This is a genomic window from Streptomyces sp. NPDC001056, from assembly GCF_053598955.1.
The window spans coordinates 117529-137943 of record NZ_JBSFLI010000008.1; the positions used below are offsets into that span (position 1 = coordinate 117529).

Genomic DNA, 20415 nt, shown 5'->3' on the forward strand with positions numbered 1-20415 from the left:
GCACATCGGGCACGGCCGGTTCACCGAGGTCTTACGAAGTGTTGACGTGGGTTTACCTGCGGTGACGTGCGGCGGACGGCGTGTAACACCCTTGTGCCGATGTGACGGACATCGCTCACCCCGTCGCCGTAGCGACGGCCCGTCATCCGCCCGCACACACGGGCCACGCACCGTCACCCGGGAGTTCGACGCGAAGCCGCCCTTCTGTCATATGCCCACCCCTACGATCGCTCGGACTGATGAGCGAAGAAGACAGAAGACGGCAGGAGGCCGCCATGGGAACCGAGCGTACGACCGAGACGCAGCCACAGACGCAGGTCACGGGGCGGCGGGCGCTCCTCGGCGCCGCGATGCTGGGCGCGGGCGGTGCGGTCCTCGGACTGTCCGGCACGGCCAGGGCCGCCGAGGCCGGTACGGCGAAGAAGGCCACCGCGCGCGGGCTCAAGGGCCTGCCGGTGCCCACCGTCATCGGCCACCGCGGCGCCAGCGGCTACCGCCCCGAGCACACCTTCGGCTCCTACGAGCTGGCCCTCGACCTCGGCGCCGACATCGTGGAGGCCGGTGACCTCTGCCCGACCAGGGACGGCCATCTCGTCTGCCGGCACGAGCCGGAGATCGGCGGCACCACCGATGTCGCGGACCACCCCGAGTTCGCCGGCCGCAAGACCACCAAGGTGCTCGACGGCGTCCCCACCACCGGCTGGTTCACCGAGGACTTCACCCTCGCCGAGCTGAAGACGCTGCGCGCGATCGAGCGCATCCCGGCCAACCGCCCGCACAACACCCTCTACGACGGCCGCTGGGAGATCCCCACCTTCGAGGAAGTCCTCAAGTGGCAGGACGAACAGACCCGCAAGCGCGGCAAGCAGGTCTGGATCTACCCCGAGACCAAGCACCCCACCTACTTCCGCAAGCTGGGCCTCGCCCTGGAGGAGCGGGTCGCCAAGCTGCTGCGCAAGCACGGCAAGGACACCCGCAACTCCCCCGTCATCCTGCAGTCGTTCGAGCCCACCAGCATCCAGAAGCTCAACCAGCTGGTCGACAACCCGCTCGTGGTGCTGCTGTCCGCGGCCGACAGCCGTCCCTGGGACTTCGTGGAGGCGGGCGACCCGCGCACCGTTCGCGATCTGATCACGCCCAAGGGCCTGCGGGAGATCGCCGGTTACGCCCAGGGCATCGGCCCCACCCTGGACCTGGTCATCCCCAGGAAGGCGGACGGCAGCCTCGGCGAGCCCTCCACCCTGGTCTCCGACGCGCACCGGGTGGGCCTGATCCTGCACCCCTACACCATGCGCAACGAGAACCCCTTCCTGCCCGCCGAGTTCCGCAAGGGCACCGCGGCCGACGGCTACGGCAACCCCTTCGGCGCCTTCCAGGCGTACTTCGCGACCGGCATCGACGGCGTCTTCACCGACAACGCCGACACCGGCGTCCTCGCCCGCGCCGACTACCTGTCCTGACCCGCACCGGACGCCCCCGCCGATCTCCCGGCAGGCCACGGCCGGCAGGGAGACCGGCGGGGGAGTCGGCTATCTCACAGGACGGCACCGCACGACGGAGGTTGTTTCCCGCCGAGCGCGGGGATAGGAGTGTGGGGGACGACAGATGATCAGGTGAGCGGGAGGCATGCGCACATGGGCATGAGCGTGACCATCTCGGTGGCGACCGAACAGGACGCGGAGGACATCTTCCGCCTCCAGTACCTGTGCTTCCAGAGCGAGGCACAGCTCTACGGCAACTACCGCATCGAGCCGCTCGTCGAGACCCTCGACGCCGTCCGCCGCGAGGTCGCCGTCGACTGCGTCTTCGTCGCCCGGCTCGGCGACGAGGTGGTCGGCGCCGTACGCGGCAAGCTCACCGAGGAGGGCTCGGCCGTCATCGCCCGGCTCTGCGTCCATCCCCGCCTGCGGGGCCACGGTATCGGCGCCCGCCTGCTGCGCGCCGCCGAGGCCGCCCTGGCCGAGGACCGCGGCGCCACCCTCTTCCGCCTCCGGACCGGCCACCTCAGCGAGGGCAACCTCAGCCTCTACCGCCGGGTCGGCTACGAGGCGGTGGGCCGCGTCAAGGGAACGGACGGGGTGGAGCTGATCGTCCTGGAGAAGCCGGCGGCCAGTTACGCGACGACGGCGTGACCGACGCGACCCGAAGGGCGCGGGGCCGTATCGATGTGCGGCTCCGCCACGCGGGCACGGGCGACCCCGTCGGACGGAAAGCCGCCGGCGTACTCAAGCGCCCCTGCGCGACCGCGCCTTGCGCAACCAGTACATCGCGGAAAGAGGGAGCAGCACGGGAATGAAGACGTACCCCATCCCGTAGTCGGACCACACCGTGGAGTCGGGGAACGCCGAGGGGTCGACCAGGGTCCACGTCCCCACGAGCAGCACACCCGCCAACTCGACACCGCAGCACACCAACGCCGCCCGCCGGGCGACGTCCCCGCCCCGCACGAGGGTGTACGTGATGAACGCGTACACGACCCCGGCCACGGCGGACAACGAATAAGCGAGCGGCGCCCGTTGGAAGTCCGTCGCGATCTGGTAGACGGAACGCGACACCGCCCCGACGACCATCACGCCGTAGAACCACACGAGCAGCATCCCCGGCCCGCTGATCAACCGGGCCGGCTTCTCCTCCACGGTCGTCATCCTCAGCCTCCCCAGATGTCGAAGAGCCGGACCTGAAGCACGGCCAGCACCACGCCGCCCGCCGCGGCCGTCACCGAACCCCACCGGGTCCGCTCGGCCAGCGACATGAACCCCGCGGCCGGAACGCACGCGAACGCGCCCAGCAGATACGCCACGAAGATCGCGGTACCCTGCTCCGGCTTCTCGCCCCGTGCCAGCTGCACGATCCCGATCACCAGCTGGATCACGGCCAGCAACGACACCACGGCCATGCCGATGAAGTGCCAGTCCTTCGTCGGCTGGTCACGATAGGCGGCCCAGCCGCACCATGCGGCGAGCAGCAGCGCGGCGACCCCGGTCACCAGCGTCAGGACAGTGAGCATGCGGTGACCTTATTACGGCGGAAACGGGCCAACGCCGCCGACCCCGCCGTACACCGCACGGTCGAGGCCATGACGATCCACGCGCACGCCCTCCTGTTCGACAACGACGGCACCCTGGTCTCCTCCTACGACTCCGTCGTGCGCTGCTGGACCCTCCCCCAAGAACTCCGACAAGCTCCGTCCTCGGGGGACCCCCATGGCCCATGAGTACGGGGTCACGGCCGAGCGGTTCGGACAGGTGGAGCTGCACGGTCGTACCGCGGCGGAGATAATCGCCGACCTCCTGCCCGCCGACCTGGTGCCGGAGGCCGTCGCCCGGGTCGAGCAGCTGGAGGTGGAGGACGTGGCGAACGGGGGCGTGCGGCTGCTGCCCGGCACCCGCGCGTTCCTGGACTCCCTGCCCGCCGACCGCTGGGCCGTGGTCACCTCCGCCACCCGCCGGCTCGCGGAGGCCCGCCTCTCGGCGGTGGGCATCACCCCGAAGTCCCTGGTCAGCGCCGACGACGTGACCCACGGCAAGCCGGACCCCGAGCCCTGTCTGCCGGCCGCCCGGCAGCTCGGCGTGGATCCGGCCGACTGCGTGGTCTTCGAGGACGCCCCCGCCGGACTGCGGGCGGGCCGCGCGGCCGGGATGCTGACCGTGGCGTTGGCCACAACCCACCGCGCCGGGGAACTCGACGCCGACCTCGTCGTGGACGACCTCGCGGCCTTGCGCGCGCTGGCCACCGGCGGGGGAGTGGACATCTCCGTCCGCGACTGAGCCCCGCCCCGAGGTGTCCGCGGCTGTCCACTATGCGGACGGCGGCCACCGGTCGGCGGTGACCGTCTGCTTTACTGGGCCGCATGACCACGACGAACAGCCGCATCCCTGCGACCGAGGCGACCATGACGCCCGGTGCTGTTTGTACGTGTCCGTGTCGAATGTGCGCTTTCTAGAGGGCCCCCGCACCATCCGAGCCTCGCGCCCCGAAGCGAGAGCCGCGGCCCGTCCCGCGTCCGTACCGGGCGTGTGGGACCCGCCGGCCGCCCCGCGCACACGACGTTCTCCCCGGTTCCCCGCCACCCGAGGACCGTGCCGCGTCCCCGAACGAACGAACGCACGCAACGCACCCGTGCCGGGCACACCCGTGCCCGCGCACTCGACAGTGACGGAATTCCTGTGATCACCACATCGGGCCTGACCAAGGTCTACCGCTCCCGCGGCCGCGATGTCACCGCCCTCGACGGCGTCGATCTCCACGTCCGCGAGGGCGAGGTCTACGGCGTCATCGGCCAGTCCGGCGCCGGCAAGTCCTCCCTCATCCGCTGCGTGAACCTGCTGGAGCGACCCACCTCCGGCACCGTGACCGTCGCCGGGCAGGACCTCACCGCCCTGGCCGGCCGCGGACCGCGCGCCGGCCGGGAGCTGCGCCGGGCGCGCAGCCGGATCGGCATGGTCTTCCAGCACTTCAACCTGCTGTCCTCGCGGACCGTGCAGGACAACGTCGAGCTGCCGCTGGAGATCCTCGGCGTGTCCGGGAAGGAACGTTCCCGCAAGGCGCTCGCACTGCTCGACCTGGTCGGCCTCGCCGACAAGGCCAAGGCATACCCCGCCCAGCTGTCCGGCGGCCAGAAGCAGCGCGTCGGCATCGCCCGCGCCCTGGCCGGCGACCCCAAGGTGCTGCTGTCCGACGAGGCCACCAGCGCCCTCGACCCGGAGACCACCCGCTCCATCCTCCAGCTGCTGCGCGACCTGAACCAGCAGCTCGGCCTCACCGTCCTGCTCATCACCCACGAGATGGACGTGGTCAAGTCGATCTGCGACTCCGCCGCCCTGATGGAGAAGGGGCGGATCGTGGAGTCCGGCACGGTCAGCGAGCTGCTGGCCACCCCCGGCTCCGAGCTGGCCGCCGCGCTGTTCCCGCTGAGCGGCGAGTGCACGGGAGCCGAGCGCACCGTCGTCGACGTCACCTTCCACGGCGAGGCCGCGACCCAGCCGGTCATCTCCCAGCTGTCGCGCACCTACAACATCGACATCTCGATCCTGGGCGCCGCCATCGACACCGTCGGCGGCCTGCAGATCGGCCGGATGCGCATCGAGCTGCCCGGCCGCTACGAGGACAACGTGGTGCCCATCGGGTTCCTGCGCGAGCAGGGGCTCCAGATCGACGTCGTGGGCCAGGAGGCCGTGCTCGTGAAGGAAGGTGCCAAGTGACCTGGTCCGAGATGCAGCCCCTGCTGTCGCAGGCGTGTTCCGAGACGTTCGACATGGTGCTCTGGTCCACCCTGATCGCCGTCGTCGTGGGACTCCCGCTCGGCCTGCTCCTCGTCCTCACGGACCGCGGGGGCCTGCTGCAGAACGTCGTCGCCAACAAGGTGATCGGCCAGATCGTGAACGTCGGCCGCTCCCTGCCGTTCATCATCCTGATGGTCGCCCTGATGAGCTTCACCCGCTGGGTCACCGGGACGACGATCGGCACGGCCGCGGCGGTCGTACCGCTCGCCATCGGCGGCATCCCGTTCTTCGCCCGCCTGGTCGAGACGTCCGTGCGCGAGGTGGACGGCGGGCTCGTGGAGGCCGTGCAGTCGATGGGCGGCAACACCTGGACCATCGTCCGCAAGGTGCTCGTCCCCGAGTCCCTGCCCTCCCTGATCGCCGGCACCACCACCACGGTCATCGCCCTCATCGGCTACTCCGCCATGGCCGGCACGGTCGGCGGCGGCGGCCTCGGCGACCTCGCCGTGCGCTACGGCTACCAGCGCTTCGAGACCGAGCTGATGTGGATCACCGTCGCGATCCTCGCCGTCGTCATCTCCCTCATCCAGTTCGCCGGCGACTTCGCGGCGCGCGCCCTGCACAGCCGCGGCGGCCGCTCCGGCCCCGCGCCCAGGCTGCGGTTCCTGAAGGCCGAGTCGCCGGACACGGCCGAGGTCGGCAAGGCCGCGTAGGCGCCGGCCAAGCCGCGTAGAAACGTTTCTGCGAGGTGGCCGCCCCCGCAGCCCCGCCGCCCGCCCGCCACCCGACCACCACCCCTCGACAAGGCGCTTCGCGCCGCACCCCCCGATCCGGGGTCGCACCACCCATAAGGAAAGGCACTTTTCGTGCGTAACACCGTCAAGTTCACCACCGCCGCCCTCGCCGCCGGAGCCCTCGCCCTCGGGCTGACCGCCTGCGGCTCCGGCAAGTCCTCGGCCTCCCACGACTACAGCGGACCGCTGGTCGTCGCCGCCACCCCGGTCCCGCACGCCGAGGTCCTGAACTTCGTCGAGAAGAACCTCGCGAAGAAGGCCGGACTCGACCTCCAGGTCAAGGAGTTCACCGACTACATCACGCCGAACACGGCGACCGAGGACGGCTCGGTGGGCGCCAACTACTTCCAGACCAAGCCGTACCTGGACGACTTCAACAAGAAGCGCGGCACCCACCTCGTGTCCGTCGTCGGCGTGCACCTGGAGCCCCTCGGCCTGTACTCGCACAAGGTCAAGAAGCCCGGCGACCTCAAGAACGGTGCGACCATCGCCGTCCCGAACGACGCCGACAACGAGTCCCGCGCCCTGAAGCTGCTCGTCGCGGGCGGCCTCATCACCCTCAAGCCCGGCGCCGGCTCCGAGGCCACCCCCGAGGACATCGCGAAGAACCCCAAGCACCTCCGGTTCAAGGAGGTCGAGGCGGCCCAGACCCCGCGCTCCCTGGACGACGTGGACGCGGCGGTCGTCAACGGCAACTACGCCATCTCCGCGGGGCTGAAGCCCGCCAAGGACGCCATCCTCCTGGAGACGGCGAAGGACAACCCCTACGTCAACCTCCTCGTCGTCAAGAAGGGCAACGAGAACGACCCGCGGGTCAAGAAGCTCGCCAAGCTCCTCACCTCGCCCGAGGTCAAGAAGTTCATCGAGGACAAGTACCAGGGCTCGGTCATCCCGTCCTTCTGATCCGGCCACCGGCAGGCACCGCGTCGCTGACCCACGGGGTCCACTCCCTCACCGGGTGTGGACCCCGTCGTGCGGTTCAGTGGTTTCATGCTGCATGCTGGGCAGTTCAGCAGACCCGTGCCACGGCACCGATGGCACGCGAGTTCTTCCGAAGGTTACGGAGCGGCGCATGACGAGCACCTTCCCCAACATCTCCATCAGCACGGAGCGGTTGGTGCTGCGCCCCCTCGACGAGGACGACGTGCCCGCCCTGGCCGAGATGATGAACGACGAGCAGGTCGCCGCCTGGACCGACGTGCCCCAGCCGTTCACCGAGGCCGGTGCCCGCCGCTGGATCACCGAGCACGCGCCCGCCGAACGCGCCGCGGGCCGGGGCCTGGACCTCGCCGTCACCGAGTTCCTCACCCAGCGTCTGGTCGGCGTCGTCCAGCTGTCCAAGACCAACTGGCACATCCGCGCCACCGAGTTGTCGTACATCGTCGCCCCCTGGGCCCGCGGCGAGGGATACGCCTCGGAGGCCGCGCTCGCCATCGCCCGCTGGCTCTTCGACGACCGGCGCTTCGAGCGCATCGAGCTGCGCACCGCCGCCGACAACACCGCCTCCCAGCAGGTCGCCCAGAAGATCGGCTGCATCAGCGAGGGCGTGCTGCGCAACGCGTGCATAGCCCATGTGCGCACCGAGGACGGCGGCTGGGCCGACCTGCGCACCGACTTCATCGTCTGGAGCCTGCTGCCGGAGGATCTCGAAGGCGCCGACGAACAGCTCGCCGACACCGCCGGCTTCACGTCGTACGCCGACTGGAACTGACGCCACCCTCGTGGCCCGTCCTCGGCCGTGCGGCGGGACCGGGTACTCTCACGAAGCCCGCCACTGGGCCCCGCACCCCTGACGACCTGCGAAAACCTGGAGATGGACAACGATGGCCGACCGGGTCACGGTGATCGGCTGGGACGGCTCGCCGCTGACCGAGGCGGCACGCTCGGCGCTCGGCGCCGCCACCCTCGTGGCAGGCGCGGCCCACCATCTGGCGCTGCCCGAGCTCCCGTCCGCCGCCGAACGCATCCGCCTCGGCAGCGTGGCGCTCGCCGCCCGCCGCATCGCCGCCCACCGCGGCACCGCGGTCGTGCTGGCCGACGGCGACCCCGGTTTCTTCGGCGTCGTACGCACCCTGCGCGCACCGGAGTTCGGCCTGGAGGTGGAGGTCGTCCCCGCCGTCTCCTCCGTCGCCGCCGCCTTCGCGCGGGCCGGCATGCCCTGGGACGACGCCCAGGTCGTCGTCGCCCACCCGCGCACCCTGCGCCGGGCCGTCAACGTCTGCCGCGCCCACACCAAGGTGGCCGTCCTCACCTCGCCGGGCGCCGGCCCCGCCGAACTCGGTCTCCTCCTCGCCGGTGTCCACCGCACCTTCGTCATCTGCGAGGAACTGGGCACCGAACGCGAACAGGTCTCCGTCGTCACCTCCGACAACGCCCCCGACCACACCTGGCGCGACCCCAACGTCGTCATCGTCATCGGCGGACCGGTGAGCGCCTCGGAGAGCGGCGGCTGGATCGCCGGCCGCGACCCGGGCACCGGACCGCGCGGCTGGGTCCAGCCCGACGCGGCGTACGGCGACGGCGCCGCGCTCGGCGAGGGCGAGACCGAGCTGCTGCGCGCAGCCCAACTCGCCCGCCTCGGGCCCCGGGTCGGCGACCTCGTCTGGGACATCGGCTGCGGCTCCGGCGCGTTCGCCACCGAGGCCGCGCGCGCCGGTGCCGCCGTCATCGCCGTCGACCGCGACCCGGCCGCGTGCGCCCGCACCGACGGCGCCGCCCGCCGCTACGGCGTCCAGCTCCACGTCGTCCACGGCAGTGCCCCGCACGTCCTGGAGGACCTGCCCGAACCCGACGTGGTGCGGGTCGGCGGCGGGGGAGCGGCCGTCGTCTCGGCGGTCGCCGACCGGCGCCCGCAGCGCATCGTCACCCACGCCGCGACCCGCGACGCGGCCGAACTCGTGGGCCGCGACCTGACCGAGCACGGCTACCGCGTCGAGTGCGCCCTGCTCCAGTCCGTCGAACTGGACACCCGGGCCTGGCGGGAGACGGAGCGGAACGTTGCGTTCCTGCTCAGCGGGGTGCTCATGGATCGCCCCGTGATCCGGTAGTCGTACCGCGCGCGGTAGGCTGGCCGATCGTGGTACCGCACCGGTGGCCCGGAAATTCGTTCGCCAATGTCCGGAACGCACGCCCCGTTTGGGGTGGGTGGGGTACGGCGAACCCGTGGATGCGCAACGTGGCGCAGTCCACAGCGGCCTGTCGCGGATCATGCTGTCGTGACGGCGCAACGACCGGGACAATGCCACTGAATGGCTTTGTCGCCTTTTCCGGCGGGTCGTTCGTGCCGCTGGGCACGGACGCTCGTTCTTCACTACGGGGCGGTCGGCATGCCGTTCCGGGTGAGCTGGTCGTAGGAGCACTAACCGATTGGGCGAGGGGTACGCATGACCGACACCGGCCAGGTCCCGGGCGAGGGGCAGCCGGAGAGCGCAGGCATGGTGGAGCAGCCGGGCGTCACCGCGCACGGCGCGTACACCTACCTCTCCGAGGCACCCGCCGAGGACGAAGACCTGCTGCTGCCGGGCGCCCAGGGCGCATGGGGCAACGAGGTGCCGCCGCCCGCCCCGGAGCCCGTGGTCGAGGCCCTGCACGAGCCGGGCCCGCACGAGGCCGCCGGCCGTGACACGGGCTCCGTGGACCTGGGCGGCGTCCGCCTCCCGTCCCCGCACGAGACCATGGCGCCGCGCCGCCCGCTGCACCTCGGCCCGCCCATCCCCAACGCCTCCGCGAGCCCCGTCCGTTCCCTCGCCGACCGCGGCCCGGAGTACCTGGACGCCCAGCCGCTGCGCGAGATGGTCCCCCAGAGTGCCGCGCCCTGGGGCGCGGCTCCGGGGGGTACGGCGGTGGGGATGCCGGCCGCCGCGCAGGTGCCGGGTACGGCCGAGGCCGTGCCGGTCGCCGCCGGTACCCCGGGTGCCGAGGCCCCGGCGCTCGCCGTGCCGGGTACGGCGGATGCGGCGGATGCGCCGGTCGCCGGACAGGTGCCGGGTGCGGAAACGGTTGACCCGGCGGTCGCCGGCGCGCCGGACGACATCGCCGGCGAGGCCGCCGTGAACGGCCTCGCCGCCCCGGTCGCCGCGCAGGCGTCCGCCGCCGAGCAGGTGGTGCAGGGCCAAGACGGTCCCCAGCCCGCCGAGGGCCATGACGGTGTGTACGCGCCGCGGACCGAGGAAGCCGTGCCGGTCGCCGCCGAGCCCGCCCAGGTGCCGGTCGCCCAGGTCGCCGAGGCGACCGCCGTCGCCGCGCAGCCGGTCCAGGAGGCGCTGGTCGCCGAGGCGCCGGGCGCGCCGGAGGCCGGGGCCCCCGTGCAGGCCGAGGTTCAGGTTCCGGGTGCCGTCGAGGACGCCCGACCGACCGAGCCGGTCGCCGTCGAGGCCGTCCAGGTGGCCGAGCCGGTCGAGCCCGTGGTCGTCGAGGCCGTCCAGGCGGCCCAGCCGGTCGAACCCGTCGCCGTCGAGGCCGTCCAGGCGGCCCAGCCGGGCGAGCCCGTGGCCGTGGAGGCTCCCGTGGCCGTGGCGGCCGAGGTGCCGGTCGTGCCCGCGCCGGTTCCTCACCAGCTTCCCGACGCCGCCGGTCAGCCGGTCGCCGAGCCCGTCGAGCCGGTTGCCGTGGACGCCGTCCAGGCCGCCGAGCCGGTTGCCGTCGAGGCTGTCCCGGCCGTCGAGCCGGCTGCCGTCGAGGCCGTTCAGGCCGCCGACGCCGTCCAGCCCGTCGCCGCCCCGGTCGAGCAGGCCGAGGCGACCGAGGCTCCCGTCGCCCCCGCGCCGGTCGTTCACCAGGTCCAGGGTCCGCAGTCGGTCGAACCCGCGGCCCAGGACGCCGAGCCCGTGCCGAGCGCGCCCCAGCCGGGAGGTCCGCCCCCGGCCCCGGCCCCGGCCCCGGTCGAGGCGCAGCCCCTGCCCCAGCCGACGGCCCAGGACCAGACCGGCCCGGCAGTCCCCCCCGCCGAGCCCGTCCCGGCGGGCGACCCCGCCGTACCCACCTCGGTCCCCGGCCCCGAGCAGCCCGCCGAGGCCGTCCCGGCACCGGTCGCCGCCGTGGCCGTGGACCCGCAGGCCGCCGTCGCCGCGGAGGCCGAGGCCCCGCAGCCGCGACCCGCCGCCGACCCGGCCCCCGTCGCGCCCGCGCAGCCGCAGGACGCTTCGGCGCCCGTCGAGGCCCCGGCCCCGCAGCCCGCAGTCCCGGCGGAGGCCCCCGGGCAGCCCGCCCCCGCCGCCGAGCAGGTGCCCGGCGTCCCCCTGGAGCCGGGTCCCGAGCAGCCGCTCGGGGAGTTCGTGCCGGTGGAGGGGCAGGTGCCGAGCACGCCGCACCTGGCGCCGACCCCGCCGCACCCTCTCGTCCTGCCCGCCCAGGGCCCCGCGCCGCAGGCCACCGTGCCCGCGCCCCGCGAGGCCGAGGCCGCGCCGCACGCGACGACCCCGGAGCCCGCTGCCGCCGCGCAGGAGCCCGCTGCCGCCGCGCAGGGGGAGACCCCGGCCGAAGCGGCACCGGCACCCGCGCCGGGATCCACCGGTCCGGCCGCCCCCGGCTACGACGATGCCGAGCGCGAGGCCGTACTGAAGGTCATGCGCGAGCGCCGCGACATCCGCAACGGCTTCCGCAACGACCCCATCCCGCACGAGGTGCTGCTCCGCGTCCTGGAGGCCGCCCACACCGCGCCCTCCGTCGGCCACTCGCAGCCCTGGGACTTCGTCGTCATCCGGTCCGCCGAGACGCGCAACACCATGCACGAACTGGCCATGCGCCAGCGCGAGGCATACGCGAAGTCGCTGCCCAAGGGCCGGGCGAAGCAGTTCAAGGAACTGAAGATCGAGGCCATCCTCGACACTCCCGTGAACATCGTCGTCACCGCCGACCCCACCCGTGGCGGCCGGCACACGCTGGGCCGTTACACCCAGCCCCAGATGGCGCCGTACTCCGCGGCGCTCGCCGTCGAGAACCTCTGGCTCGCGGCCCGCGCCGAGGGCCTCGGCGTCGGCTGGGTCAGCTTCTTCGACGAGCGCGAGATGGTGCGCGCCCTCGGCCTGCCCGAGCACCTGGAGGTCATCGCCTACCTGTGCGTAGGCTACGTCGACGAATTCCCGGACGAGCCGGAGCTGATGCAGGCCGGCTGGTCCAAGCGACGCCCCCTGTCCTGGGTGGTGCACGAAGAGACGTACGGCCGCCGCGCCCTGCCCGGAGAGGAACCCCACGACCTGCTTGCCGAGACCGTCGCCCAGATCCGCCCGCTCGATGCCAAGGCCCTCGGTGAGGCCTGGGAGCGCCAGAAGCGCATGACCAAGCCGGCCGGCGCGCTCGGCATGCTGGAGATCATCTCCGCGCAGCTGTCCGGTCTCTCCCGGCAGTGCCCGCCGCCGATCCCGGAGCCCGCCGCCGTCGCCATCTTCGCGGGCGACCACGGTGTGCACGCCCAGGGCGTCACCCCCTGGCCCCAGGAGGTCACCGGTCAGATGGTGGCCAACTTCCTGGGCGGGGGCGCGGTCTGCAACGCCTTCGCCGCCCAGGTCGGCGCCGAGGTGTGCGTCGTGGACGTCGGCGTCGCCACCGACCTGCCCGCCACCCCGGGGCTGCTGCCCCGCAAGATCCGCGGCGGCACGTCCGACATGACCGCCGGGCCCGCGATGACCCGCGAGGAGGCCAAGGCGGCCATCGAGGTCGGCATCGAGACCGCCCGCGACCTGGTCGCGGCCAGCAACAAGGCGCTGCTCACCGGTGAGATGGGCATCGCCAACACCACCGCGTCCGCCGCGCTGATCTCCGTCTTCACCGGCGTCGACCCGGCCGAGGTCACCGGCCGCGGCACCGGCATCAACGACGAGACGCTGGCCCGCAAGACCGAGGTGGTCCGGCGCGCCCTGGAACTCCACCAGCCGGACCTGGCCGACCCCGTCGGCGTCCTCGCGGCCATCGGCGGCTTCGAGCACGCGGCGATGGTGGGCCTGCTGCTCGGCGGCGCGTCCCTGCGTACGCCGGTCATCCTGGACGGCGTCAGCGCGGGTGCCGCGGCCCTCGTGGCCCGCGCCATCGCCCCGGAGGTCCTCGCGGCCTGCATCGCCGGCCACCGCAGCGCCGAACCCGGCCACGTCGCCGCCCTCAACAAGCTCGGCCTGCGCCCCCTGGTGGACCTCGACCTCCGCCTCGGCGAGGGCACGGGCGCGCTCCTCGCCCTGCCGCTGGTGCAGAGCGCGGCGAGGGCGATGCACGAGGTGGCGACGTTCGACTCGGCGGGCGTCACCGAGAAATAGGTCCCCAGGGGCTTCGGCAGGGCGGTTCCGGTTGCCGCCCTGCCGTACTGCCGCACCGTCGTGACCAGCCCCCGGACACCTGCCCCGGCCTCACCGCTGCCCACGTAAAATCCGCACGTCAGGGCCACCACAACGTCCCCGGAGGAGCCATGGCCGAACACCCCGCCTACCCCGTAGGGCTCCGCCTCTCCGGCCGCCGCGTCGTCGTCCTCGGCGCCGGCCAGGTCGCCCAGCGCCGGCTCCCCGCCCTCATAGCGGCGGGCGCGGACGTCATCGTGGTGTCCCCCGAGGCGACCCCCTCCGTCGAGGCGATGGCGGACGCGGGCGAGATCACCTGGCACAGGCGGCGGTACGAGGACGGCGACCTCGCCGACGCCTGGTACGCCCTCATCGCCACCAGCGACCAGGAGACCAACTCCGCCGCCTCCGCCGAGGCCGAGCGCCACCGCGTGTGGTGCGTCCGCTCCGACGACGCCGACCGGGCCACCGCATGGACCCCGGCCACCGGCACCAGCGCGGGCGTCACCGTCGCCGTCCTCACCACGGACGCCCGCGGCCGCGACCCGCGGCACACCGCCGCCATCCGCGACGCGGTCGTCGAGGGCCTGCGCGACGGCACCCTCGTCGCCCCCCACCACCGCACCCGCACCCCCGGCGTCGCCCTGGTCGGCGGCGGCCCCGGCGACCCCGACCTGATCACGGTCCGCGGCCGTCGGCTGCTCGCCGAGGCGGACGTCGTGATCGCCGACCGGCTCGGCCCGCGCGACCTGCTCGCCGAACTCCCGCCGCACGTCGAGGTGATCGACGCGGCGAAGATCCCGTACGGCCGGTACATGGCCCAGGAGGCCATCAACAACGCGCTGATCGAACACGCCAGGCAGGGCAGGTCGGTCGTACGGCTCAAGGGGGGCGACCCCTTCGTCTTCGGCCGGGGCATGGAGGAGGTCCAGGCGCTCGCCGAGGCCGGCATCCCCTGCACCGTCGTGCCGGGCATCTCCAGCTCCATCTCGGTGCCGGGCGCGGCCGGCATCCCGGTCACCCACCGGGGCGTCGCCCATGAGTTCACGGTCGTCAGCGGCCATGTGGCGCCCGACGACGAGCGTTCGCTGGTCGACTGGCCGTCGCTGGCCAGGCTCACCGGCACGCTGGTGATCCTGATGGGCGTCGACAAGATCGGGAAGATCGCCGAGACGCTCGTCGCGCACGGCAGGTCCCCGAAGACCCCGGTCGCGCTGGTGCAGGAGGGTACGACGGCCGCGCAGCGCCGGGTCGACGCCACCCTCGCCACGGTCGCCGAGACCGTCCGCGCCGAGGACGTGAAGCCCCCGGCGGTCATCGTGATCGGCGAGGTCGTGACGCGGGGCCTCGCGCCGACCGTGTGACCGAATCCCCCTTGATCACGCGTAACCTCGGGTAACGCACCCCTACCCAGCCGTTGGCACCACACCCAGGACAAGGCAGTATCACCCTGTGGCCGATCTCATCACCGTCGACGATCCCGACGACCCGCGTCTTTCCGACTACACGGACCTGACCGACGTCGAACTGCGCCGCAAGCGCGAGCCCGCCGAGGGCCTGTTCATCGCCGAGGGCGAGAAGGTCATCCGCAGAGCCAAGGAAGCGGGCTACGCGATGCGCTCCATGCTGCTCTCGGCGAAGTGGATCGACGTCATGCGCGACGTCATCGACGAACTCCCCGCCCCCGTCTACGCGGTGAGCCCGGAACTCGCCGAGCGCGTCACCGGCTACCACGTGCACCGCGGCGCGCTCGCCTCCATGCAGCGCAAGCCGCTGCCGACCGCCGCCGCACTGCTGGGCTCCGCCCGCCGCGTGGTGGTCATGGAAGCGGTCAACGACCACACCAACATCGGCGCGATCTTCCGCTCGGCGGCCGCCCTCGGCATGGACGCGGTCCTGCTCTCGCCCGACTGCGCCGACCCGCTGTACCGGCGCAGCGTCAAGGTGTCGATGGGCGCGGTGTTCTCGGTGCCGTACGCCCGCCTGGAGAACTGGCCGAAGGGCCTGGAGCAGGTCCGCGAGGCCGGCTTCACCCTCCTCGCCCTCACCCCCGACGAGAAGGCCCGCAGCCTGGACGAGGCCGCCCCGCACACGATGGACAGGGTCGCCCTGATGCTGGGCGCCGAGGGCGACGGCCTCTCCACCCAGGCCCTCGTCGCCGCCGACGAATGGGTCCGCATCCCCATGTCCCACGGCGTCGACTCACTGAACGTGGGTGCCGCCGCCGCGGTCGCCTTCTACGCGGTGGCGACGGGCCGCCCGCGGTCCTGACTCCACGACCGGTCGGCCCGGCGCCGAGGCGGGCCGGCTCGCCAGGGGCGCGTCGAGGCCCGGCGATCCCTCCGTCGTCCGCGCGGGCCACTTCGCGGGCGTGATGCCCCGCGGCCAGAAGTCCCCTGGTGAGTGCGCCGCATCGGCCCCGACGGATCGCGGAAGTCCGTCATGGACCGGATGCGCGCGGCCCCCGGCGGACGACGCCGCGTGGGGCGACGTGCGGGGGAGCTTCACCGAACCACCAGGGCCCTCGGCCCCGCCGGTCGACCACGGACACCCACCGCGCGGTGCGCCCTCACCCTCCGGCGCCGCGGTCCGCGGGGGAGGAGCCGGGCGGGTCGGCGTACGGCCGTGTGTCACCGGCCGTACGCGACGGGGCGACCGGCGTCTGCTGCGACGGCCGTACCCCCGCGCCGAACGCGCCGCCGAAGCCGTTGCCCAGGCCCCGGGCCGGGCCCTGGCAGCCCTGGGCCAGGGCGATGCCGAGGGCCACGAGCAGGGTCACCACGACGAACACGGTGAGGCGCTGCCGGAGCAGGCGGGGATTGGCGGGACGCAGGCCGGTCTTCGTGGTGCGCGGGGCCGGGCGCCGGGCGTTGCCGCGGGTGCCGGGACGGCTTTTGCCGGTGGAGCGGGGGCCGCTGCCACGCTGGTCCGGGGTGGGCCGTGCCGTGCCCGGCCGGGAGGTGGCGTTGCCGCCGCGGGAGGTGCTGCCGCCGCGCGAGGGCACCCCGCCGCCCCGGGACGAGGCGCCGCGCGGCAACGGTGTGCCGGGGGCCTGGCGGCGTGTGGCGCGCTGCGTGTCCGGATACGTGTCGGCGAGCCGCCCGGTGGGCCGGTCCGCCTCCGCCGCGCGCGGGGAGGGCGGTCGCGCCTCGCTCTGGCCCTGCGCCTCGCGGGCCGCGATCTCCTTGAGCCGCAGGGACAGTTGGAGCGTGCTGGGCCGGTCCTCGGGGTCCTTCGCCAGACAGGCCCGGATCAGCGGGGCGAGCGCGTCGGGCACGCCGTGCAGCTGCGGCTCCTCGTGCACCACCCGGTACAGCATCACCTCGGAACTGCCGTGCCCGAAAGGGGAGTCGCCGGTCGAGGCGTAGGCGAGGGTCGCGCCCAGCGAGAAGACGTCCGTGGCCGGGGTGACGGCCGCCCCGCGCACCTGCTCGGGGGCGAGGAAGCCGGGGGAGCCCACGGCGGTGCCCACATGGGTGAGGGTGGAGGCACCGGTGGACCAGGCGATGCCGAAGTCGATGATCCGCGGCCCCTTGGGGGACAGCAGGATGTTGGAGGGCTTGAGGTCCCGGTGGACGACCCCCGCCTCGTGCACCGCGACCAGGCCCTCGGACAGCGCCGCGCCGATCGCCGCCGCGTCGGCCGCGAGGAGCGCGCCCTCGTCGGCGACCCGGTCGTGCAGGGACGGCCCGGGGACGTACTGGGTGGCGAACCAGGGGCGGTCGGCCTCCAGGTCGGCGGCCACCAGCCGGGCCGTGCAACCGCCCCGGATGCGACGGGCCGCGGAGACCTCGCGTGCGAAACGCGAGCGGAACTCCTGGTCCTCGGCGAGATCGGGCCGGATCACCTTCAGGGCGACCCGCTGCCCCTTCTTGTCGGAGCCGAGGTAGACCACGCCCATTCCGCCCGCGCCGAGCCGTCGGTGAAGCCTGAACGAGCCGACGACGCGCGGGTCCTCGCGCCTCAGGCGCATCATCGCCATGTTCATCCCCGCTGCCCGGTCCCTCTGACGTGGCACAGCTTACGTTTCCCGGGCCGCCCGCGCGCAGAGGCCGCGCCCTCTCGGCGCGACGGATTGTGCGCGCCGCCGGGCCGAGGTGAGACACGGTCAGGAGACCTGCGGCTACGGCCCTCTTGAGCCGCCGCCAACGTCAACCGGGCGCGTCCACAGGGACGTTGAACCCGCCACGACCAGGGGACCCCGTCCTCCCCTCCGTCGCCGGAACCCGCCGCGGACGCCCCGCTCCACCCGTCGTCGACCGGTGCCCGGACGGCACCCGGCGTCCGCTCCATGACCGTCCCGAGTGATCGAAGTCACGCGTTCCGGTGCGCTGTCCGCGTCCGACATGCCCGACACGGTGGGCGACCCCTCAGGGAAGACCCCGAGACCCGGGACCGGCTCTCCACCCAGGGGAGTAGGCCGCGGCCGGGGGCTCATCCTCCGGGAGGCCCGGCAATAGGTACGAGGGCATGACGCCCGGTTCGCGCCCCGCGCCTAGATTTGAGGTCAAGCGGCGGGTGCAGCGCTCGTCCCCCGAGGTCGGACACCCGCCGCTGTCACAGACAACCGAGACGGTCAGGAGAGGGACCATGACCCACCCGGCACCGCGACGCACCGCGTTCGCATCCCGCCGCGCGGGTCGCCGCCACCCGCTGGTGGCGACGCTCATGGCCCTTCCCCTGGCGGCCCTGCTCCTGCTCGTCTTCGACGGCTGGGAGACGGTGGCCACACAGGCGTCGTCCGTGGGTGCGATGCTGGGGCGCTGAGCGGCGACCCCAGGCCCGGAAGAGCGGTCCGGGCGGGGACATCCATCCATGAAACCCCGTGGGGACGGGGGTGCGACGGACGGCACATATGCCGGCGCAGCTGGGGAGCTGCGCCGGCATAGCCGTTCCCTGCCGGGGAGGCTGCCGGGGACGCCGACCCGCCATCGCCGTGACAGCCGTCGGGCGACCGTGCCGCCGCCGTGACCGAGCGTGCCGCCGCCGTGACCGAGCGCGCTGTCGCCCGCGCCCCGGGGCACCGGCCGGCTCCGGTGAGCGACCCGGCCTCCGCCCGGCGCGCCGCAACCGCCACCCCCACCCCACCGTCGTATTTCTCACCACACCCCGTCCCCCCCCGAGGCCCCGTGAACATCGTCCCCGCCCTCGTCGCGCACGCCCGCGCCACGCACCCCCACCGCGCCGCCGCCCCCACCACCCTCGCCGACCGCCCCGACGCCACCGTCATCCGCCTCGGGGACACGGTCGTCAAGGCCCACGCCCCCGGCACCGACCCCACCCACCTGGCCCGACGCCTCGAAACCGCCGCCGAGCTGCCCGGTATCCTCCTGCCCCCGCTCACCCCCACCGCGGAGAACCTGCACGACCGCCCGGTGACCTACTGGCCGTACGGCACCCCCGTGGACCCCGCCGCCCCCGCCGCGGCCCCCTGGGAAGCCGTCGCCACCCTCCTCGCCCGGCTGCACCACGCCGTCCCGCACCCCGCCCTGCCCCCGATGCGCGGCCCCGCCAAGGCCGCCCGCGCGATCACCCGCCTCCACGCGGCCCTCCGCGCGGCGCCCCACCCCGCCGCCCGTCCCGTCCTCGACGCCTGGGCCGCCCTTCCCGCCTGGGCCCGTGCCGAGGCCCCGATGCCCGGCCCGCGAGCGGTCTGCCACGGCGACCTCCACCTCGGCCAACTCGTCCGGCATCCCGCCCCCGACGGCCCCTGGCGGCTGATCGACGTGGACGACCTGGGACTCGGCGTCCCCGCCTGGGACCTCGCCCGCCCCGCCGCCTGGTACGCCTGCGGACTCCTCCCGCCCGACGACTGGACCCGCTTCCTGGCCGCCTACCGGCGGGCAGGCGGTCCGGCCGTCCCGGCGGACGGCGACCCCTGGGCCGCCCTGGACGTCCCGGCCCGCGCCCTCAGCGCCCAGACGGCCGCCCTGGCGATCACCAAGGCGCTCGCCGCGGACCGCCCGCTGGACGAGATCGAGCAGGCCGTCGTCGACGCCTGCGCCCGCATGCCCGCCCCGTGACGTCCGTTCTCCCGGAAGGTGGTTGCAACCACGCGCGGTGGAACGGAGTCTGTCCTGGGGAAACACCAAGCAGTACCGACCGGCGAGGAGTTGAGCCGACGATGCAGTGTCCGAAGTGCCACGCACCCATGCAGACGTACAACCGCAGCGGCGTCCAGATCGAGCAGTGCGGCGGGTGCCGCGGCATCTTCCTCGACTACGGCGAGCTGGAGGCCCTGACCCAGCTGGAGTCCCAGTGGTCCAAGCCCGCCCCGCCGGCCCCGCCCGCCGCCCCGCAGGGGTACCCGGCCCCCTCCGCGCCCGCCTGGGGCGCCCCGTACGGCGGTCACGGCGGCGGTCACTACGAGCACGGCCACCACGGCCACCACGGTCACCACCACCGGAGCTTCACCCACATGCTGTTCTCCAGCTGAGGGACGACGAAAGCCCCCGGCCGACGGCCGGGGGCTTTCTGCTGTGTGGACGATACTGGGATTGAACCAGTGACCTCTTCCGTGTCAGGGAAGCGCTCTCCCGCTGAGCTAATCGTCCGCGGACAGTGATCCGGGGACCACGGTCAGTGCGCGATACTGGGATTGAACCAGTGACCTCTTCCGTGTCAGGGAAGCGCTCTCCCGCTGAGCTAATCGCGCGGGTGTGGATCTTCGAGAGACCCGGGACCTCCGGCTGACCGGCGATCCAGTGGACGATACTGGGATTGAACCAGTGACCTCTTCCGTGTCAGGGAAGCGCTCTCCCGCTGAGCTAATCGTCCTTGGAGGTGGAGACGGGATTTGAACCCGTGTAGACGGCTTTGCAGGCCGTTGCCTCGCCTCTCGGCCACTCCACCAGGAGTGTAGGGGATCGGGACGACCCCTTCTTCCTTCGAGCGGACGACGAGGCTCGAACTCGCGACCTCAACCTTGGCAAGGTTGCGCTCTACCAACTGAGCTACGTCCGCTTGTCGTTTCGTTCCGCTTCCGCGTCCCGGCGACGTGTTGAACTCTAGCGGATTCCCGGGCCAGTACAAAAACGCGTTTGCGCAGCGTGCTGCGCTGCACCCGGCGCAGGCGGTGGTCAGGGGCCCCTCCGGGACATCCCCGGGTCACCTCCACGACACCCACCTAGACTCGGG

The 20415-nt window shown here is 73.2% G+C and carries 16 protein-coding genes, 5 tRNA genes and 1 pseudogene; 14 read left to right on the forward strand and 8 right to left on the reverse strand.

Annotated features, from left to right (window positions below):
• Positions 1–275: 275 nt before the first annotated feature.
• Positions 276–1460: a glycerophosphodiester phosphodiesterase gene (locus tag ACWDD7_RS12490; protein ID WP_450457328.1), complete on the forward strand. Its 1185-nt coding sequence runs from the start codon at positions 276–278 to the stop codon at positions 1458–1460.
• A 174-nt stretch (positions 1461–1634) separates the two neighbouring features.
• Entirely contained in the window at positions 1635–2132 is a 498-nt protein-coding gene (locus tag ACWDD7_RS12495) for a GNAT family N-acetyltransferase (protein WP_450457395.1), read from the forward strand.
• Between the two features lie 93 nt (positions 2133–2225).
• Here the strand turns inward: ACWDD7_RS12495 and ACWDD7_RS12500 are convergent, their stop codons facing one another.
• Entirely contained in the window at positions 2226–2645 is a 420-nt protein-coding gene (locus tag ACWDD7_RS12500; RefSeq protein ID WP_351870515.1) for a hypothetical protein, read from the reverse strand.
• Between the two features lie 2 nt (positions 2646–2647).
• Positions 2648–3007, reverse strand: coding sequence for a hypothetical protein (locus ACWDD7_RS12505; RefSeq protein WP_145483871.1), 360 nt, complete (start codon positions 3005–3007; stop codon positions 2648–2650).
• Positions 3008–3076: 69 nt separating this feature from the next.
• Between ACWDD7_RS12505 and ACWDD7_RS12510 the strand changes: the two are divergent.
• The 9 genes and pseudogenes from ACWDD7_RS12510 (at position 3077) to ACWDD7_RS12550 (ending at position 15549) form a co-directional block, all read left to right on the forward strand.
• Positions 3077–3767 (forward strand): annotated as a pseudogene (locus tag ACWDD7_RS12510) (HAD-IA family hydrolase).
• A 399-nt stretch (positions 3768–4166) separates the two neighbouring features.
• Positions 4167–5201, forward strand: coding sequence for a methionine ABC transporter ATP-binding protein (locus ACWDD7_RS12515; protein WP_450457329.1), 1035 nt, complete (start codon positions 4167–4169; stop codon positions 5199–5201).
• Positions 5198–5935 carry a methionine ABC transporter permease gene (locus ACWDD7_RS12520; protein ID WP_392214786.1) on the forward strand — a complete coding sequence of 246 codons (738 nt, stop codon included), beginning with the start codon at positions 5198–5200 and terminating at the stop codon, positions 5933–5935. Before ACWDD7_RS12515 ends, ACWDD7_RS12520 begins: the two co-directional genes overlap by 4 nt.
• 153 nt (positions 5936–6088) lie before the next feature.
• On the forward strand, positions 6089–6919 hold the full coding sequence (locus ACWDD7_RS12525) for a MetQ/NlpA family ABC transporter substrate-binding protein (protein WP_351870527.1): 831 nt from the start codon (positions 6089–6091) through the stop codon (positions 6917–6919).
• A gap of 169 nt (positions 6920–7088) precedes the next feature.
• Positions 7089–7727, forward strand: a complete 639-nt coding sequence (locus ACWDD7_RS12530; RefSeq protein ID WP_450457330.1) for a GNAT family N-acetyltransferase — start codon at positions 7089–7091, stop codon at positions 7725–7727.
• 112 nt (positions 7728–7839) lie between these two features.
• Positions 7840–9063 carry a precorrin-6y C5,15-methyltransferase (decarboxylating) subunit CbiE gene (gene cbiE, locus ACWDD7_RS12535; protein WP_450457331.1) on the forward strand — a complete coding sequence of 408 codons (1224 nt, stop codon included), beginning with the start codon at positions 7840–7842 and terminating at the stop codon, positions 9061–9063.
• A 336-nt stretch (positions 9064–9399) separates the two neighbouring features.
• Entirely contained in the window at positions 9400–13260 is a 3861-nt protein-coding gene (cobT, locus tag ACWDD7_RS12540; RefSeq protein WP_450457332.1) for a nicotinate-nucleotide--dimethylbenzimidazole phosphoribosyltransferase, read from the forward strand.
• A gap of 149 nt (positions 13261–13409) precedes the next feature.
• Entirely contained in the window at positions 13410–14642 is a 1233-nt protein-coding gene (cobA, locus tag ACWDD7_RS12545) for a uroporphyrinogen-III C-methyltransferase (RefSeq protein ID WP_450457333.1), read from the forward strand.
• Positions 14643–14730: 88 nt separating this feature from the next.
• Complete coding sequence (locus tag ACWDD7_RS12550; RefSeq protein WP_351870542.1) at positions 14731–15549, forward strand: TrmH family RNA methyltransferase; 819 nt, start codon at positions 14731–14733, stop codon at positions 15547–15549.
• Between the two features lie 298 nt (positions 15550–15847).
• Here the strand turns inward: ACWDD7_RS12550 and ACWDD7_RS12555 are convergent, their stop codons facing one another.
• Positions 15848–17266, reverse strand: a complete 1419-nt coding sequence (locus ACWDD7_RS12555) for a protein kinase domain-containing protein (RefSeq protein ID WP_450457334.1) — start codon at positions 17264–17266, stop codon at positions 15848–15850.
• 602 nt (positions 17267–17868) lie between these two features.
• Here ACWDD7_RS12555 and ACWDD7_RS12560 point away from each other — a divergent pair.
• The 3 genes from ACWDD7_RS12560 to ACWDD7_RS12570 all read left to right on the forward strand — a co-directional run bounded on the left by ACWDD7_RS12560 (position 17869) and on the right by ACWDD7_RS12570 (position 19714).
• A complete protein-coding gene (locus ACWDD7_RS12560) occupies positions 17869–18045 on the forward strand; it encodes a hypothetical protein (protein ID WP_450457335.1) in 177 nt (58 codons plus the stop codon).
• Between the two features lie 368 nt (positions 18046–18413).
• Positions 18414–19301, forward strand: a complete 888-nt coding sequence (locus ACWDD7_RS12565; protein ID WP_450457396.1) for a phosphotransferase family protein — start codon at positions 18414–18416, stop codon at positions 19299–19301.
• A 101-nt stretch (positions 19302–19402) separates the two neighbouring features.
• Positions 19403–19714: a TFIIB-type zinc ribbon-containing protein gene (locus tag ACWDD7_RS12570; RefSeq protein ID WP_351870548.1), complete on the forward strand. Its 312-nt coding sequence runs from the start codon at positions 19403–19405 to the stop codon at positions 19712–19714.
• Positions 19715–19760: 46 nt separating this feature from the next.
• Here ACWDD7_RS12570 and ACWDD7_RS12575 read toward each other — a convergent pair.
• From ACWDD7_RS12575 to ACWDD7_RS12595, 5 genes are all read right to left on the reverse strand, one after another.
• Positions 19761–19832, reverse strand: a tRNA-Val gene (locus ACWDD7_RS12575).
• A 29-nt stretch (positions 19833–19861) separates the two neighbouring features.
• Positions 19862–19933, reverse strand: a tRNA-Val gene (locus ACWDD7_RS12580).
• Between the two features lie 50 nt (positions 19934–19983).
• Positions 19984–20055 (reverse strand) — tRNA-Val (locus tag ACWDD7_RS12585).
• Between the two features lies 1 nt (position 20056).
• Positions 20057–20130 (reverse strand) — tRNA-Cys (locus ACWDD7_RS12590).
• A gap of 38 nt (positions 20131–20168) precedes the next feature.
• Positions 20169–20241 (reverse strand) — tRNA-Gly (locus ACWDD7_RS12595).
• Positions 20242–20415 lie beyond the last annotated feature (174 nt).